Origin of the sequence: Botrimarina colliarenosi (assembly GCF_007859955.1) — a bacterium.
GTDB lineage: Bacteria > Planctomycetota > Planctomycetia > Pirellulales > Lacipirellulaceae > Botrimarina > Botrimarina colliarenosi.
The window spans coordinates 316,092-330,458 of record NZ_SJPR01000002.1 but is presented as its reverse complement, the minus strand read 5'-3'; the positions used below and the strand labels follow the sequence as shown (position 1 = coordinate 330,458).

The window sequence follows — 14,367 nt, the reverse complement described above, 5'->3', positions numbered from 1 at the left end:
CTTCTAGGATGAGCGGTTGTCGAGGCGGCCAACGGTTCGGTCGGCCGCGGCTCGAATAACAGGACCGGACAAGGCCTCAGCCAACGCGGCGGCGCGTGCCGCCGACGAGGGCCACGGCGACACCCGCCATGAGGATGGCGGTCGGCTCGGGGACGGCCTGCAACTGCGCAAGGGCCTGGGCGACGAGTGCGGGGCTGTTAATCGCGTTCTTCCATTCACGGAAGTCACGGATGTCGACAAAGCCGCTGAAGTCGAGGTCTCCCATCGAGCGGAGGCTCGTCGCGGTCAAGAAGTTGTCGCGGATCGGCTCGAAGTCGGCGAACTCGACGACGCCGTTGTTGTCGGTGTCACCGGCGAGGACCGCCTCGGTGAGGTAACGAATGCCGCCGATGTTCGTGTTGATCTCTAGCGTGATCTCTTGATCGTTCTCGAAGGTGTTGAACGATAGATTGGCCGCGTTGTTCCAACGCCCGTCCGTACCGACGCCGTCGAAGGTGCCGGTGTTGACGGCCCGCCAGTTGTAGGCCCCGGCTGTCGGGATCGTCGTCGTCAACGAGTAGACGCCCGGCGAAGTTAGCAACATCTCCGTGCCGGCAAACGCGTTGTTGTAGTCGGTGGCGCTTCCGAGTTGCGTCTGGAAGTTGCCGATAGCGGTCCAAGTCGAGACGTCGTCGAGGATGGCGACCCGGTTGGTGTTGGGGAAGTAGCCGTCATCGATCGCGGCATTGGTGTTGATACGGATCGTCATTTGCCCGTCCGCGTCGGCGACGAACCAGGCGTCATTCGGTGTGAGTTGGACATCGCTCCACTCGACGGCGCCGCCGTTGACGTTACTCAGAATCTTGAATCCATAGCTCGTCCCCGACAGGTTGCCGTTGGTGGCGTAATCAAGATCGAAGTCGAGTTCATAGATGCCAGAGCCGGGCGACGACTCCGTCAGCATCGGTGCGGTCGCCGGAGTCCAGTCGGCGCCGAGCCCTGCTGTGAGCGTGTAGCCACCGGGGGCATATAGGTCCAGAGCCTGCGTCTCGTCAACCGCCGTGAAGAGAACACCGGCTGCGAGGGCGGCTGTCGTAAAGAATGATCGGGTCAACATGAAAAGTACTCCGTCTGAATTGGTGAACGCTAATCTGCTCCAACCACCGCACTGACTCATCCACCCCGCAGAAAAGCTGCGTTAGCCTCAGGCCCAGCGGCTGCCCAACTGTGTCTCGTTTGAAAGATGCCGGCGCCCCGACTGGGGCGCCGGCGTCCTTCTATCAACTCGCTGCGATCAAACCCGCGTCGGACGTGCAATCGCCAAGCCAGAAAAAATCAGGCTGAAGATAGCGACGCTTGTCGGCTCGGGGACCGAGACGACGCCGACCTGGCCAGCCGCCACGTCGATGAACATTGTGATCGCTTCGTCGGCCATCGTTGTCGCGAACAAGAACGAGGAGGCGTTGGTGCCGAACCCGTCCGTGCCGACCTGTCGATCCCAACCGGTCCCGTCGGTCGCTTTGAACTCATAGCTGCCGGGGGTCGAGATGATCGCATCGAAGGTGTAGTACCCGCTCCCTTGACTCGTCATCGCGAAGGAGGGATCGGAAGGGTTCCAGTCGCCGGCGCCGCCAGCAGCCACCATGAAGTTGCCCACGACCTGCAGCGGGATGCCGTCCGAGTTGACCCAGGTGACGGCGCCGCCGTTGCCGTTGGTCAGGCTCGTGTTGACACTGATGTCAACCGATCCGTCGGCGTCGCCGTACGCCATCGTGTTTACATTGACGACTTCGGGGTCGCCCCAGTTCGCCGGCGCCGAGCCCTCATCGTCGAGAACCTTGAACTCGTAGAGGGTTCCGTCGCCTAGGTTATTTGCTGTAACGGAGTGCAAGCCACCCCCGTTATCGGTCATCACTAGGGAACTGTTGGGCGGGTCCCAGTCGGCGGAATCGCCTTGTTCGGTTTGTAGGGCGCCGACAACAACGAGAGCCGCCATCGCCGACTTCGACGCGACGAGCGTGACCGTCGCCACGAGCGCTCGGCAGGTAAACGAGAAGCACTTCATGAGTCTCAAACTCCAAAGGTGAATGGCGCGAACCGCTCCCACAGTTAACAACACCCAGCCGTGGGGAACGCTAAATCGCCGTAGTGAAAAGTCAGATTGAAGAGCCGTCCGTCCCGTTAAGGACCGGTTGATGGCGCCGCGTCGAGATTTCGCTCAGGTCGATCTCAACGAGGTGGGGAATATTTCATCTTAAACTCAACAGCGGGAGCGGCCAATAATTTGGCCCTGCGTCGGCAAGCCCGCCGTCTTCCGAATCGCTCCAACTAGCAACGTTCCGCGCGGTTACAGCGCGGAAGTCGGTGCCGATGCGGACTTCATCAACCTCGTGCAGCTTTGAACCCTCGAAGTTCCCCAGACTGACCCGGTCGAAGGCGAACATCCCCTGCAACTTTGCGGTTGCTACGCAACTCGATTCGTCTTGGAGAGAGATCGGATTGCGGTAGACCGTCGCCGTGTCGTGATCGTCCTGGCCGAAGTCGATTCTGACGACAAAAAAGTTCACCGCCTCGTTCTCGTCGCCGAGCGACTCGAAGTGCTTTTCCGCTCCGATCTTGAAGCTGGTCGAAACGCCGTAGCCGTTTCCATCGGCGCCGTTGCCGATGCAGAGCACGCGGTTGAAGTTGCCGTCGCCGCGGTGCAGTTCGAATCCGTAATAGACGTCGTCGGTCTTCGACACACGCTGCAGGAAGCTGATGTAAACGGTTGAGCTATTGCGGCCGATAAGCCGGAGGCCATCGATGTTCTCGACGAGGCCCGCCGCGTCGAAGACGCCGCCGAGGCTCGTGCTCAGGACACGGCGGACACGATTGGCGTTGCCGCTCTGAACGAAGCGATTGCCGAGCGCGACCAAGTCGCCGGCGGTGATGCTGCCGCGAACGACGCCGTTGCTGGGGGCGGCGCCGCTCATCTCGCTGGGCGAGGCTTCGAGGTCGGCCCAGGGGCCTACCCATCCGAAGCCGCCGTTCTGCCACGCGACCGGGCCGGTCGGGTAGGCGAAGTTGTCGAACGCCAACAGCCCTTCGCCGGGGCCCGTGCGGGTCTCGAGGCTTCGGACGAACCCTTCGTCATCGGCGGCGAGGCGGGCGAACCGGTGGTTGGTCGTCCGGAACCGGGCCGCTTCGAGCGAGGCTAGATTGACGACCCCCATGACATGGCCCTGTCCGTCGACCGCCTTGGCCTCGACGGCGCCTTCAAAGACGTGGACCTCGTCAGCGCCATGCAGTCCGGCGACCACTCCGTACTGGGCCCCCGATTCGGCGATAACCAGCCGGGGAGTGCGGACCGAAAAGCCAACCGTTTCGGTCGGGATCGCCGCGGCGATGCGGCCGCTGTAGAGTTGTATGGTGTCGGCGTCGGCGATACGGAAGGCGGCGGGACCTTCAAGTACGACGCGTGCCCCTCCGGCGAACGTGAGTTCTGCAAACCCGGTTTCTAATTCGAGGAGCTGACCCCCCGTCACGTCCGCGCCGAAGCCCAACTCCGACGAGTCGCCACTCCAGCGACAGTTGCGAGTCGCCGCCACGCGGGCGACGGTCGTCGGCGCCGAACTATCAGAGTGGGGGTCAGTCAGTAGCGACGCCAGCGGCCCCTTACCCTTCACTCCTTCGTACGTGATCCACGACGAGCAAACGGCGGTAATCGCGACCGAAGCGGCCAACGCTCCCATCATCTGTAGGAAGCGGGTCGACCGATTCGTGTGGCTGAAGGCCGACTTCGGCGCGGGCGGTCGCCTGGCTTGATCGACCAGGGCGGTTCCGTCATCGAATGACAACGATGCGAGCGGCTGGTGCAGCGCGCCGAGTTCCGCCTCGATCCGCATCAAGTTCAAGTAGCCACGCCGGCAATCGGGATCGGTCTCGAGGCGTCGATTTAGCTCCGTGATCTGCTCGTCATTGATCGAGCGATCGCTGAGCGCGTCGACGAGATCGTGGAGTGGCTGGTCTTGTGGCATTTGTAACGATCCGTCCGCGTCTTGCGGCGTGGGGGGCGATCCCGCCCTACCCTTCCAAAAAAATGATGCGTCCGCGACGCCTCAGAGCTGCGCGTTGACCTGTCGATCCACGCACTCTCGCAAGGACCTCCGCACCCGTTGCAGAGCCTTGTAAACCGTGTTCACAGGTCGCCCAAGTTGCTCGGCGACGTTGAGGAACGAACGATTCGCGTCCCCGTAGCACTTCGCAACGAGCTGTCGATCGGTCGTCGACAGCTTGTCGAGACACCCGTGCAACGCCACGCGGCGTTCTTCGAGCAACTCGGCTCTCTCGACCGCCTCTTCAGCAAGCAGTTCAATCGCGACATCGGATAGCCGTCTTGCTTCTCGTTGTTGCTTCGTCCGGAACCCGAGCACGCGGTTGCGGGCAATGACGCTTGCCCAGCGTTTGAAGTTGGTTTCGGGGTCGAAGGTCTCGTAATCGCTCCACAGCACCACACAGACTTCCTGAAACACCTCGTCGGCGTCCGCTACGTTCCCCAGTAGGGTCACCAGGTAGGCGTAGAGCCAACTCTGATTCTTGGCGAACGTGCGGGCGAAATCGTTTCGACGACTTTCCATAAGCGAAGAGAGGAGAAGCAATCGGAACTGACTAGAAATCGCGTCGCCACCTATATCAGCACGCGAAAGGGCCGAATTGGTACGACAATCCCCACCAAAATGCCGGATTGGAGAGGCAAAGACGCGGCGGCGATTGTCGACTGCGGGGCCTGTCGAGCCGCAAGTGCCTGCAGGGTAAGGGCTTACGGCTGCCGCGAGCGGCCGCCACTCGCGCCGAGAGCAAAACCAGCAGCAAGATGGCCATAGGCCGCCGTAAGATGTCGTCGTGGTCGCCTTTGGCCCATCAGAGAGACATCGGGCCCCGACTCGTCGTCTCAGGGGCTCGTCTTAGGCGGCGTGTGCGAGATCGCTAGGGGACCCGATCCAGCGATCGGCAGCGACGGTCCGCCGAAGGCCTTCAAGGACCATCCGCTTCAAGGACCATCCGCTTCAAGGACCATCCGCTTCAAGCACCATCCGCTTCAAGGACCATCCGCTTCAAGGACCATCAGTAGGTCAGGCCGTGGCCGTACGGGAAGAACGGGTCATAGCTCTCGTCGCCCTCGTTGATCGGGTGCTGGGCGGCCGATCGCGGCCAGGTGAACGAGAGCGTGCCGGTCGGCTTGGTCTGCCCGAACAGAACATCGGCGACGCCGGCCCCTTCGGTGCCGGGTAGCCAAGCGGCGACGATCGCGTCGGCGCCATCGACGGTCGCTTCATCCAGGACCACCGGCCGGCCGGAAAGCACCACCAGGACCATTGGCACGCCCGCTTCACGCACCCGCCGGATCACCGCCAGGTCTTCCGCCGGGAGTTCGAGATCGGCGTCGTCACCAAACCCCTCGGCGTAGGGAGGTTCCCCAACGACGACGATGGCATAGTCGGCCCCCGCGGCGTTGGCGCCGTCGGCGTCGAAGGTGACCTCCGCCTCGGACGCCACGTCTCGGACGCCCTGCAGCAGCGTCGTTCCTCCGGTCGTCACGTCACCAGGCTGGCCCTGCCAATCGATCGTCCAGCCGCCGCACTGAACGCCGAGGTCGTCCGCCTTGGCGCCAGCGACGTGGACGCGGCCGGCGTCGGGCCGCAGGGGGGCGATCCCGGTGTTCTTGAGTAAGACCAGCGACTTCTGGACCGCTTCGCGCGCCAGGTCGCGTCGGTTGGAAGAGCCAAACTCCGCCCCGGCCTGGGCGTCAACGCCCGGTTGGTAGTCCGAGTCGAGTAGACCCATTGCGGCTTTCACCCGGAGGATGCGTCGTACGGCGTCGTCGATACGGGCCATCGGCACCTCGCCCTCCTCGACAAGTTCGGTCAACAACTCGAGGTACTCGTGGTGCCGCTTCGACACCATCGCCATATCGATGCCGGCGTTAATGGCGAGCCCAATCGCGGTCTTGTAGTCGTCGTGGCACTGATCGATGGCGTCGTAATCGGAAATCAAGAAGCCATCGAATCCGAGTTCGTTCTTCAGCAGGTCCGTGAGAAGCCATGTGTGGCTCGTGCATTTCTCGCCGTTCCAGCTGCTGTAAGACGGCATGATGGTCCCCACCCCCGCAGCGATCGACGCCGGGTACTGCGCCACATGCAGCCGGCGGAGGGTCGCTTCGTCGCAGCGGGTGTCGCCCTGGTCGAGCGTCAGCCCGACCTGGCCGGTGAAACGGGACTTCTTGATTTCGGCCGATGTCCCGCCGTCACCGACAAAGTGTTTGGCGCACGCCAGCACGCTCGTCGGCAAGCGGAGATCGTCCCCTTGCAGGCCGCGGACCATTGCCGCGCCGAGCGGGGCAATGCGGGCGGGGTCTTCGGAGTAGCTCTCGTAAGTGCGTCCCCACCGGTCGTCTCGCGCGGCGGCGATGCAGGGGGCGAAATCCCACTGGGTGCCAGTCGCCCGAACTTCTAACGCGGTGACGCGTCCAATCCGTTCCACCAAGTCGGCGTCGTTCGCGCAGCCAAGGCCGATGTTGTGCGGGAAGATGACAGCACCAAGCACGTTGTTGTGTCCGTGGACCGCGTCGACGCCGTAGAGGATTGGCACGCCAAGCCGGCTGGCGACCGCCTTCTGCTGGCAGGACTCGTAAGTCGCCGCCCAGGCTTCGCGGGAGTTGCCTTTCTCGGGATCGGAGTTTCCGCCACTGAGGACCGAGCCGAGCGCCAGCGTGCGGACTTCATCGACATCCGACAGGCCAGCCAGGTCGACTTGCGTCATCTGGCCGACCTTCTCGGCGAGCGTCATTCGCCCGAGGATTGGCGTCACGACCTCGTCGAACGACCGATAGTCGATCGAACTCGGCGACGCGTTCGGCTTGGCGACACCGTGTGCGGCGCAAGCGGCGAACGCCGCCACGATGGCGACAAGGGAGATCCAGCGGCGGCGTCGGTCGGTGTGTCGCATGCTTGGGCTATTCACAGAGTCGTTTGAGCTCATCACGGGTTGGATTCATCGCTGCGATTGGGGAAGGCCGTTTGCGATCCCTCAGCGGGCGGCCGGCGTTCGGGCCGGGGCGATTCCTCGCGACCCCGCAAGCGTCAGCCCAGAGATCATAACCGCAACCGCCGACGATGGCTCGGGGACCGAGGCCGACGACGCCGCCCCTGGCGCCTTGGCGCCGTAGCCTTCACGCCAACGTTCGAGGTCCAACGCGTCGACGCGGCCGTCCCCATTGGCGTCGGCAGCGAGCGCGGGACCGGTCGCGTTGTTGGTGTCTCGCCAGACGGTGTAGTCGGCCGCATCGACGACCCCGTCGCCATTGAAGTCGCCTTGGGCGACGGTGGGGGTCACGCCGAACGCCACCCCGTCGAGGTAGACCGAGCCGGCGTCGCGGGCGGGTTGGTGGAAGACGATCGCCAGTCTCGCCTCGACCGCCCCCTCGGGTGCGACGGCCTCGAGCTGCTGCGTCTGCCAAGCGTCGGTAGCGGTCTGGTTGTTGGCGATGACCACTTGCTGCTCGTCGAGCAGTTGTTGAGTGCCGTACTTGGCGCCAAACGCGTCGTAAAACTCGATCTTGAGAAACGCCTCATTGCCACCGAGCAGAGGGTCGGCCGAGCGGACCATCGCCGAGAGCGACGCCGTGACCGAAGCCCCCCCCTCAACGGTGATCCCCTGCGTGACACCCGCGTAGCTGGTCCCGTTGTAGGGACCGAAGACCTTGAGCGCCGCGGCGCCGCCGAGCGTCTCGACGCCGCTTGTCGAAACGTTCGGGTTATCGAGCAAGTCGTTGCCGAAGACCGACCACCCGGCGAGCGTGCCGCCATTGTCCTCGAAGCCACCGTTCACGAACTCGTACTGGGCCGGCCCCTCCGAGGCTTCGTAGACGCGGACCCAGTCAATGAGCATTTGCTGCGGCCAAACGGACGTCGCATCGGGGTTGGGAAGAAAATCGCCGCCGATCGCGTTATTAATCACCAGCTGCATCGGCTGGGTGTTCTGCGAGAGGAACCCGCCGACGTCCGCGTCGTGCACGGTGTAGTAATTCACGCCGTCGACATAAAAACGCAGGTAGTCCGGGGTCCAGTCGACCGCGTAGGTGTGAAAGCCGCTGTGGAAGTCGACAATCTGTCCGACGTTCGACGTCCGCTGTTCGTCGTAGACGAAGTTGTGTTGATAGGGCGGGTTGGTTCCGTAGTGGAATGCGCTGCTGGTGAGCGTCGGCTGATTGCCGCGGTTCTCCATGATGTCGATCTCGCCGCCGCTGGGCCAATTGACCTTCGACACGTCGGGCAGCAGCCAGATCGCCGGCCAGTTGCCCTGCGAGGTCGGCAAGTCCGCGCGGACCTCCCAGCGGCCGTAGCGTTGCTCCGCCTTGCTAATGACCTGCCCCGAGCGGTAGGGAAGGTTTTGGTAAGGGGTGTCGGTCGCCGTGATGACGAGGTTGCCGTCCACGGCGGCTAGCTGGTTCGGCAGGTAAGCTTGCAACGAGTTATTGGTGGGCTGGGTGCTGAACACCCGCTCCCACCGCTGGGTGTCAATCGTGTCGAAGTCATCGCTCCAGACCAGATCCCAGCCAGGCGAATCGGCGGCGATCGATTGGACTGGCGACAGACCAATGAGCGCCAGCAGAAAAGCCGAACGAATCACCATCTGACTCGCTGCCGCGGACTCTGAAGTTGAGTATTTCACCCTTCGTTCTTCCCTTGTTCGGTATCAATTGCGATGTCGTAATTGTTCGAACCAGCTCGCACCGACACCGAAAGGCCCGAAGTGCGTGAGCTGCTGTAAGACATCGGCGAGATGCGCTGCGCTGATGGCATCTCTCCTTCGCTACGGGGAGGGGTGACTTTGACGATGCTCACCGCCACCGCGTAATCGCCGGGCATAAGCCCCCGTTCAGCTCCTGTCATCGCCTCGTAGTGGCCGCTCTCGTCGACAACCCCAGTGGCAGGGGCGCCGCCGTCCGAGGTCGGTTCAAACATGACGGTGCCACGGAAGCCGTCTTGCGCTTGGATCGTCTCACCGTCTAGCGACACCGTTCCACTTAACTTGGCGGCGGAGCCTCCACACCCGGTCGCGGCGACGATCGTCACCCCGAGCGTGAGCAGTCGCCAAGTGGTGTGAAACCCTCGAACCGAAAGAATGACTCCATCGGCAACTGAGAGACGCTTCATTTTTATGATCCTAGCTGACCTATGTTGCCTACGGAGAAACCGCTTCGCCGCCGTCGCGTGTGCAACTCGTCCGGTAGTAATCGTTGTCAACGGAGTCGGACACGAACGCGACGGACCCATCGACACGAGCAAACTGAGCGCCGCCTGGGTGGCGGCTGCGGAATCCCTGGGCGTCCCAAAAGTCGGCCCGGAAGGTCTCGACATCCGCGCGGGTCAACCCGTAGTTGAGCGGCGTGTTGCATGACGACCAATCGCCATTGGAATAGTACGCAGCCGAGTGGTCGTTGTATTCGGGCAGGTCTTCGCCAATTAAGACGGTCTTCGACGTGCCGTCGGTGACCTTTGCTAGAGTCACCGGTTTGACCCAGGTGTCCCGGTAAAAAATGCCGTTGCAGCGCGTGCCACGATGGCAGTCGCGATCGTCCGGCGTCAGCGCGGCCGGACTGACCGAAACGCCAAGGCGGTTGCGAGTGTGCATCCCGCTAGGGAATTGAGATCCGTCGTTATTGAAGACGCTCCCGGCGCTTTGGTTAGCCCAAGTGTCCCCGAGAACGCCCTTGTAGTTGGTGGTGGCGACATCACACCCCTGCCACTGCCATTGAGTGCTGCTCAGTTGCTTCGTGTAATCATCGCTGGGGCAGGACAGGATCGCCAGCCGCGTCTGAGCGAGTTCAGGAACCGAAATACCATTTACCATCGAGCCCATACCGAAATTGGGCCGAGGCGATCGACAGATGGCGCTGCGGAACTGGCCCTCGAATGCGCCGCCCGCTTGGAACCGATCATAGAGCGATTGCTCTTCGATCTGCGGGAGTAAACGCACAATCCAGCCGGCGCCGTTCATCGGATTTCCTGCCGCCACTGCGGCGGTGACGTTAGGCTCCTCGGCGCCGGGGTCGAAATAACCACCGCTGATCGGGAAGTGCCCGTTCACGTCGTGGTGATTGAGCACCGCTAGCGCGAGGTTCTTCATCCCGTTGGTGCAAGCAGCGCGGCGAGCCGCTTCGCGGGCGGCCTGAACCGCGGGCAGGAGCAACGCGACCAAGATGCCAATAATGGCGATCACCACCAAGAGCTCGACCAAGGTGAAGCCAGTTCGGCGATTGCTTCGCGGTAAAGGCATGGGATTGCGCTGGGAGAAGAGGAAATGAAAAAAGCAAGCGGGCGGCGCCAAGACGGGGGGCGCCGCCCGCTCCCACCCCGCTACCGATTCGACCGACGCCGACCGGCGACAACCGCCAGCCCCAGGGCCGCCATCGAAGCGGCCACCGGTTCGGGCACCGCGAGCGACGTCGCGGCGCTGGCGCCATAGTTAGCAGCCCACGCGTCATAGCCCGCTTGGCTGCTGTCGGGCGAGTCGCCATCGCGCCATGTGGTGTAGTCGGCTGCGTTGACGAAGCCGTCGGAATTGTAGTCCCCCACAAGAGTCTCGTTATCCGGCACGGGGTTCAGGTTCGCTGTTACCGACGCCGCGTTGCGGAAGACTTCAACCAAGAGGTTGTCGACCAGAAGGTTTCCGCCGTCGCCATCGCCCGTCAGGTCATTTCCGGCAAAGTCGCCTAGGAACATCACCGCGCGGACCTCTTCGACGTCCTCGACGGTGTAGATATCATCGCCGATACCGATCCAGTCGAAGTCGTTGATCGTGTAGGTCGTCTCGACGAGGGTCCACTCCTCGGTGCTGAGCTGCGAGACCCGGCCATCGCCAGCGGCGGCGCCGTCGATCACCTGTCCATCCCCGTTGAAATCAATCCACTGGGCTCGATCGACCACGGGGATCTGCAGAGCGCCGCCGTGCTGTTCTTGGTCGAAGATCTTGTCGCCGTAGGTGGGTTGGATCTGCCCGCCATTCGTATCGGCGTTGGTGCTGAGGGCTTCCTTCCAGATCTCAAACTTGAGGACCGGCTGGATCTGCGGGTCGACGACGATGGGGTTCAAAGGGTCCGACTTAAACCAGGCGGAGAAGCGGAGGACGTTGCCGTTCTCGAGTTTGCCGCTGGGGTTGCCGATCGTCGAGAAGATGCTGTTGGCCGGCGTTGTGTTGGGGATGTCTTCGTTTAGGTCGCCGTTGGTCGGTCCGTCCAATGACATATTGATTTCGTTCTCGCCGTTCGAGACGGGCACCGAGATCCCACCGCCGTGGCAGCAAGGGCCGCTAAAGTTTTGGTTGTAGACCGCAAACGGTCCTCCCACGTCGATGCCGTAGCCGCCGTAGACGAAGGCGTCGGTTACGCCGAATCCCAGCCCATCGGAGTTGGGGTCGGTGAAGACGGGGTACGCCTCGGCCCCAAGAGCCAGGCCGGGGGAAACGGCGCACGCCAACGTAAGTAGCCGTTGCAAGGTGCGTTTAATGGCCATTGCGATCGTTCCTAGTTGCTCAAGTGGAGACGTTGTGACAAGGGGATGAGAATAGGGAGGTCTCGCCGGGCCCCACCCGGCCCGGCGAAACCCCGAGTATCAATCAGCGACGCCGCTTCGTGGCAAAGCCAGCGAGGCCCAGCATGCCGACAATCGCGGCTGTCGTTGGCTCGGGAACGACGCCGACGGTGCCGATGACGACGCTGCCGAACGGCGCGGTGTCGGTAACCCAGACATTCTCGCCTTTGCTCTGGAAGCCATACTGCACGTGCCGCCCGAGGCCGGGATCGGTCACGAGGCTAACGCTGAACGGCCCGGGAGACACCGGCACGAAGATGTCGTTCGAACTGCTGTAGTCCGGGGCGAAGTCACGGATGAAGATCGACGCGCTGTGGGCAGCGGTGTAGGTGTTGGAGAGGACGGTCCCCTCGAACGTTACGGTCTGTCCAGCCAGCGAGTCGTCGCCGACCTCAATGTACAGGTTCGCTTCCATGACCTTGTTCCCGCGTTGGCCCGGGCCGCCGGGATTGGTCGGATCGGCCGCCGTGCCGGTGGTGTTCTGGTACCAGAACTCGTTAACGTCGCCGATCGTGTTGGGCGAGAGAGCCAGCGTGCCGGCGCCGTCGTCGAAGTTCGCCACGAGGTCAGGGACGCCCCACGAGTTTCCGAACACGAATCCACCGCCGTTCTCGGGCAGCTCGGAGACGTTCATGTAGCCCTGCCAGGGGCCGGTTGAGTCGGCGACCGTGACGGTCGCGCCCTGCGCCCACGGCGCAGCGGCAAACAAGGTCAGAGCTACCAGGGTGCGAATCACAAGATCACCTCCGTCGAAGAGAGCGAGCGCAGGGGGCGAGGATTCAGCCCGTCGCCAATTCAGCCCGTCGCCGCCAGGAACCGCCAGGAATAGATAAATCGTCGAGAGAATCGTCGAGAAAAAGCCGTGTGATGAGAGCAGCTGAATAGACAGTAGGGCCGCCACGACAGCCGGCGAGCTCCGAAGCGGTCGGCGGGCGAGCCCGTGAACGCACCGATAACTGTTACTCGATGTTAATCGGAGCCGACCGCCTGTCAAGCCGATTGTATTGATTTGCGGGATTTGCTTGCTGCTTGAACGCGCGGTTGATGGAGAAATCGCCGCAATCTACTTGGCCGATCTTACTTGACATCCCCCGCCGCCGGGGCATGATAAGAGAAACAGTTACACGGCGCAGGATCTCTCAATGGCTTCTATCCGCGAAGTGGCGAAAACCGCCGGCGTTTCGATTGCTACCGTCTCGCGGGTTATGAACGGCGCCGACAACGTCGACCCGACGCTTCGCCGCAATGTCCTCAAGGCGGTTGACGATTGCGCGTACCGACCGGCGGTGCGGCGTACTCGGAACCAGACCATCGGTTTGGTCTACACCGGTCGCTGGAGCCTCGCCGGCCCGTACGACGCGGCGTGCCTCGATGGCATGGCCGAGGCCATGAGCGAGACCGAGTTCGACCTCTGCTTGCTCGACCTCGGACGCGACCGCGCGGGCGGCGAGTCGTTGCAGCAATTCTGCGACCGCAAGGGGGTCGCCGCGTTGATCGCAAGGAACACCGCCGAACAGCGCCCCGAGTTGCTCCGCATGGCCGAGGAAGGCGTGCCCGTGGTGGTCCTCGGCGATCACTTCGAATGCCCCGCCCTACGCTTCGTCTACGCCGATTCGACCCCCGCGAGTCGCGAGGCGATGGAGCACCTCATCGCGCTCGGTCACACGAGGATCGCCTTCGCCTCTTGCGAACGAGATGACGGCGATCACCTCGACCGCCTCCGCGCTTACCGCGAGGTGCTCAGCACCCACGGCCTCCTCGACGACCGACTCGTCAAGCGGTTGCCGCCGCACCGCGCCGACGGCCGGCAACTGCTCCGCAATTTGGTTAGCGCGTCCGATCGACCTACCGCGGTCTTCATTGCGGACCCGCTCGTTGCGGTCGGCGCCATGATCGAGTGCCACGACCTCGGGCTCCGCCTCGGAAGCGACCTGTCGCTGGTCGGATTCGATGACGACGACCAGACTTCGACGGTCTGGCCACGGATGACGGCGGTCCGGCAAGATTCCCGGTCGCTAGGACGGACCGCTTTCCAACTCGCAGTGGCGGCGGCGAAAGACCCCCGCAACCGTGACGACCGCACTTACGAGGCGTGGCTCGATGTTGGTGACACCACGGGGCCGGCGCCGAGTGAAATCAAACCCGTGATTCGTGGCCCTCGCCACAAGAACTAACGCGAGGCGGACGCGACCTCTTACCGCATCCGAGTCCGACCGGTCATCTCGGTTGCTTTGCTTCGCTCGAATTCGACGCGAGCGGTGCGATCGAGAGGACGGCAGGCGTCGATTCGCACAACGGTTTGAGACCGGTATCCCGGCGCAGGAGTTCGCCGATCATCATGGCGCCGTATCGCTGTTCGACGTCGGCCATCGCGTCGTCGAGGAGTCGGTGCAACGGGCACAAACCGGCCGCATGGGTCTGCAGGTTCAGCGGACAGCTTGTGATGCGCTGGATGGGGTCGACGCAGTTGATGATCTCGAGGACCGAAAGCCCTTCGGGATCGCGGGCGAGCGAGTAACCGCCGTTGATGCCGCGTTGGCTATCGATAATACCGGCCCGCCCCAGAGGTTGCAGCACCTTCGGCAAATAGCTCGCCGACACGCGTGTGCCGTCGGTGAGTTGTTGCGAAGTCTGAGGCGCTCCCGGATTCTGAGCCAGCCAAACGACGGCTCGGAGGGCGTACTCGGCGGTCTGAGAAACGAGCATCGCTGGAACTAGCTTGCTAATAACGGTTCTATGGAGTCGATACGAACGAAGG

At 63.0% G+C, this 14,367-nt stretch carries 12 protein-coding genes; 1 reads left to right on the top strand and 11 read right to left on the bottom strand.

Annotation, left to right across the window (positions count from 1 at the left end):
* Positions 1 to 76 precede the first annotated feature (76 nt).
* From Pla108_RS09320 to Pla108_RS09275, 10 genes are all read right to left on the bottom strand, one after another.
* Positions 77 to 1,096, bottom strand: a complete 1,020-nt coding sequence (locus Pla108_RS09320; protein WP_146444664.1) for a pullulanase X25 domain-containing protein — start codon at positions 1,094 to 1,096, stop codon at positions 77 to 79.
* A gap of 177 nt (positions 1,097 to 1,273) precedes the next feature.
* Complete coding sequence (locus Pla108_RS09315) at positions 1,274 to 2,044, bottom strand: pullulanase X25 domain-containing protein (protein WP_146444663.1); 771 nt, start codon at positions 2,042 to 2,044, stop codon at positions 1,274 to 1,276.
* A gap of 184 nt (positions 2,045 to 2,228) precedes the next feature.
* Positions 2,229 to 3,995: a FecR domain-containing protein gene (locus tag Pla108_RS09310; RefSeq protein WP_146444662.1), complete on the bottom strand. Its 1,767-nt coding sequence runs from the start codon at positions 3,993 to 3,995 to the stop codon at positions 2,229 to 2,231.
* Positions 3,996 to 4,076: 81 nt separating this feature from the next.
* Positions 4,077 to 4,595 carry a sigma-70 family RNA polymerase sigma factor gene (locus tag Pla108_RS09305; protein ID WP_146444661.1) on the bottom strand — a complete coding sequence of 173 codons (519 nt, stop codon included), beginning with the start codon at positions 4,593 to 4,595 and terminating at the stop codon, positions 4,077 to 4,079.
* A 487-nt stretch (positions 4,596 to 5,082) separates the two neighbouring features.
* A complete protein-coding gene (locus Pla108_RS09300; protein WP_146444660.1) occupies positions 5,083 to 6,963 on the bottom strand; it encodes a glycoside hydrolase family 3 protein in 1,881 nt (626 codons plus the stop codon).
* An 81-nt stretch (positions 6,964 to 7,044) separates the two neighbouring features.
* Positions 7,045 to 8,646: a family 16 glycosylhydrolase gene (locus Pla108_RS09295; protein ID WP_197526431.1), complete on the bottom strand. Its 1,602-nt coding sequence runs from the start codon at positions 8,644 to 8,646 to the stop codon at positions 7,045 to 7,047.
* Positions 8,647 to 8,684: 38 nt separating this feature from the next.
* Positions 8,685 to 9,173, bottom strand: a complete 489-nt coding sequence (locus Pla108_RS09290; RefSeq protein WP_146444658.1) for a hypothetical protein — start codon at positions 9,171 to 9,173, stop codon at positions 8,685 to 8,687.
* A 28-nt stretch (positions 9,174 to 9,201) separates the two neighbouring features.
* On the bottom strand, positions 9,202 to 10,296 hold the full coding sequence (locus Pla108_RS09285; protein ID WP_146444657.1) for a DUF1559 family PulG-like putative transporter: 1,095 nt from the start codon (positions 10,294 to 10,296) through the stop codon (positions 9,202 to 9,204).
* Positions 10,297 to 10,376: 80 nt separating this feature from the next.
* The gene (locus Pla108_RS09280; protein ID WP_146444656.1) at positions 10,377 to 11,531 is read right to left on the bottom strand and encodes a hypothetical protein; all 1,155 of its coding nucleotides are present in this window, start codon (positions 11,529 to 11,531) and stop codon (positions 10,377 to 10,379) included.
* 103 nt (positions 11,532 to 11,634) lie between these two features.
* Positions 11,635 to 12,345, bottom strand: coding sequence for a PEP-CTERM sorting domain-containing protein (locus tag Pla108_RS09275; RefSeq protein WP_146444655.1), 711 nt, complete (start codon positions 12,343 to 12,345; stop codon positions 11,635 to 11,637).
* Positions 12,346 to 12,751: 406 nt separating this feature from the next.
* Between Pla108_RS09275 and Pla108_RS09270 the strand changes: the two genes are divergently transcribed.
* On the top strand, positions 12,752 to 13,783 hold the full coding sequence (locus Pla108_RS09270; RefSeq protein WP_146444654.1) for a LacI family DNA-binding transcriptional regulator: 1,032 nt from the start codon (positions 12,752 to 12,754) through the stop codon (positions 13,781 to 13,783).
* 43 nt (positions 13,784 to 13,826) lie between these two features.
* Here the strand turns inward: Pla108_RS09270 and Pla108_RS09265 are convergent, their stop codons facing one another.
* Positions 13,827 to 14,315 carry an RrF2 family transcriptional regulator gene (locus Pla108_RS09265; RefSeq protein WP_146444653.1) on the bottom strand — a complete coding sequence of 163 codons (489 nt, stop codon included), beginning with the start codon at positions 14,313 to 14,315 and terminating at the stop codon, positions 13,827 to 13,829.
* Positions 14,316 to 14,367: the final 52 nt, after the last annotated feature.

Bases quoted from the DNA above. Each gene is read 5' to 3' on its own strand.
- Pla108_RS09280 (WP_146444656.1), bottom strand. From the start codon at position 11,531: ATGGCCATTAAACGCACCTTGCAACGGCTACTTACGTTGGCGTGCGCC.
- Pla108_RS09270 (WP_146444654.1), top strand. From the start codon at position 12,752: ATGGCTTCTATCCGCGAAGTGGCGAAAACCGCCGGCGTTTCGATTGCT.
- Pla108_RS09265 (WP_146444653.1), bottom strand. From the start codon at position 14,315: ATGCTCGTTTCTCAGACCGCCGAGTACGCCCTCCGAGCCGTCGTTTGG.
- Pla108_RS09320 (WP_146444664.1), bottom strand. From the start codon at position 1,096: ATGTTGACCCGATCATTCTTTACGACAGCCGCCCTCGCAGCCGGTGTT.
- Pla108_RS09290 (WP_146444658.1), bottom strand. From the start codon at position 9,173: ATGAAGCGTCTCTCAGTTGCCGATGGAGTCATTCTTTCGGTTCGAGGG.
- Pla108_RS09285 (WP_146444657.1), bottom strand. From the start codon at position 10,296: ATGCCTTTACCGCGAAGCAATCGCCGAACTGGCTTCACCTTGGTCGAG.
- Pla108_RS09310 (WP_146444662.1), bottom strand. From the start codon at position 3,995: ATGCCACAAGACCAGCCACTCCACGATCTCGTCGACGCGCTCAGCGAT.
- Pla108_RS09305 (WP_146444661.1), bottom strand. From the start codon at position 4,595: ATGGAAAGTCGTCGAAACGATTTCGCCCGCACGTTCGCCAAGAATCAG.
- Pla108_RS09300 (WP_146444660.1), bottom strand. From the start codon at position 6,963: ATGCGACACACCGACCGACGCCGCCGCTGGATCTCCCTTGTCGCCATC.
- Pla108_RS09315 (WP_146444663.1), bottom strand. From the start codon at position 2,044: ATGAAGTGCTTCTCGTTTACCTGCCGAGCGCTCGTGGCGACGGTCACG.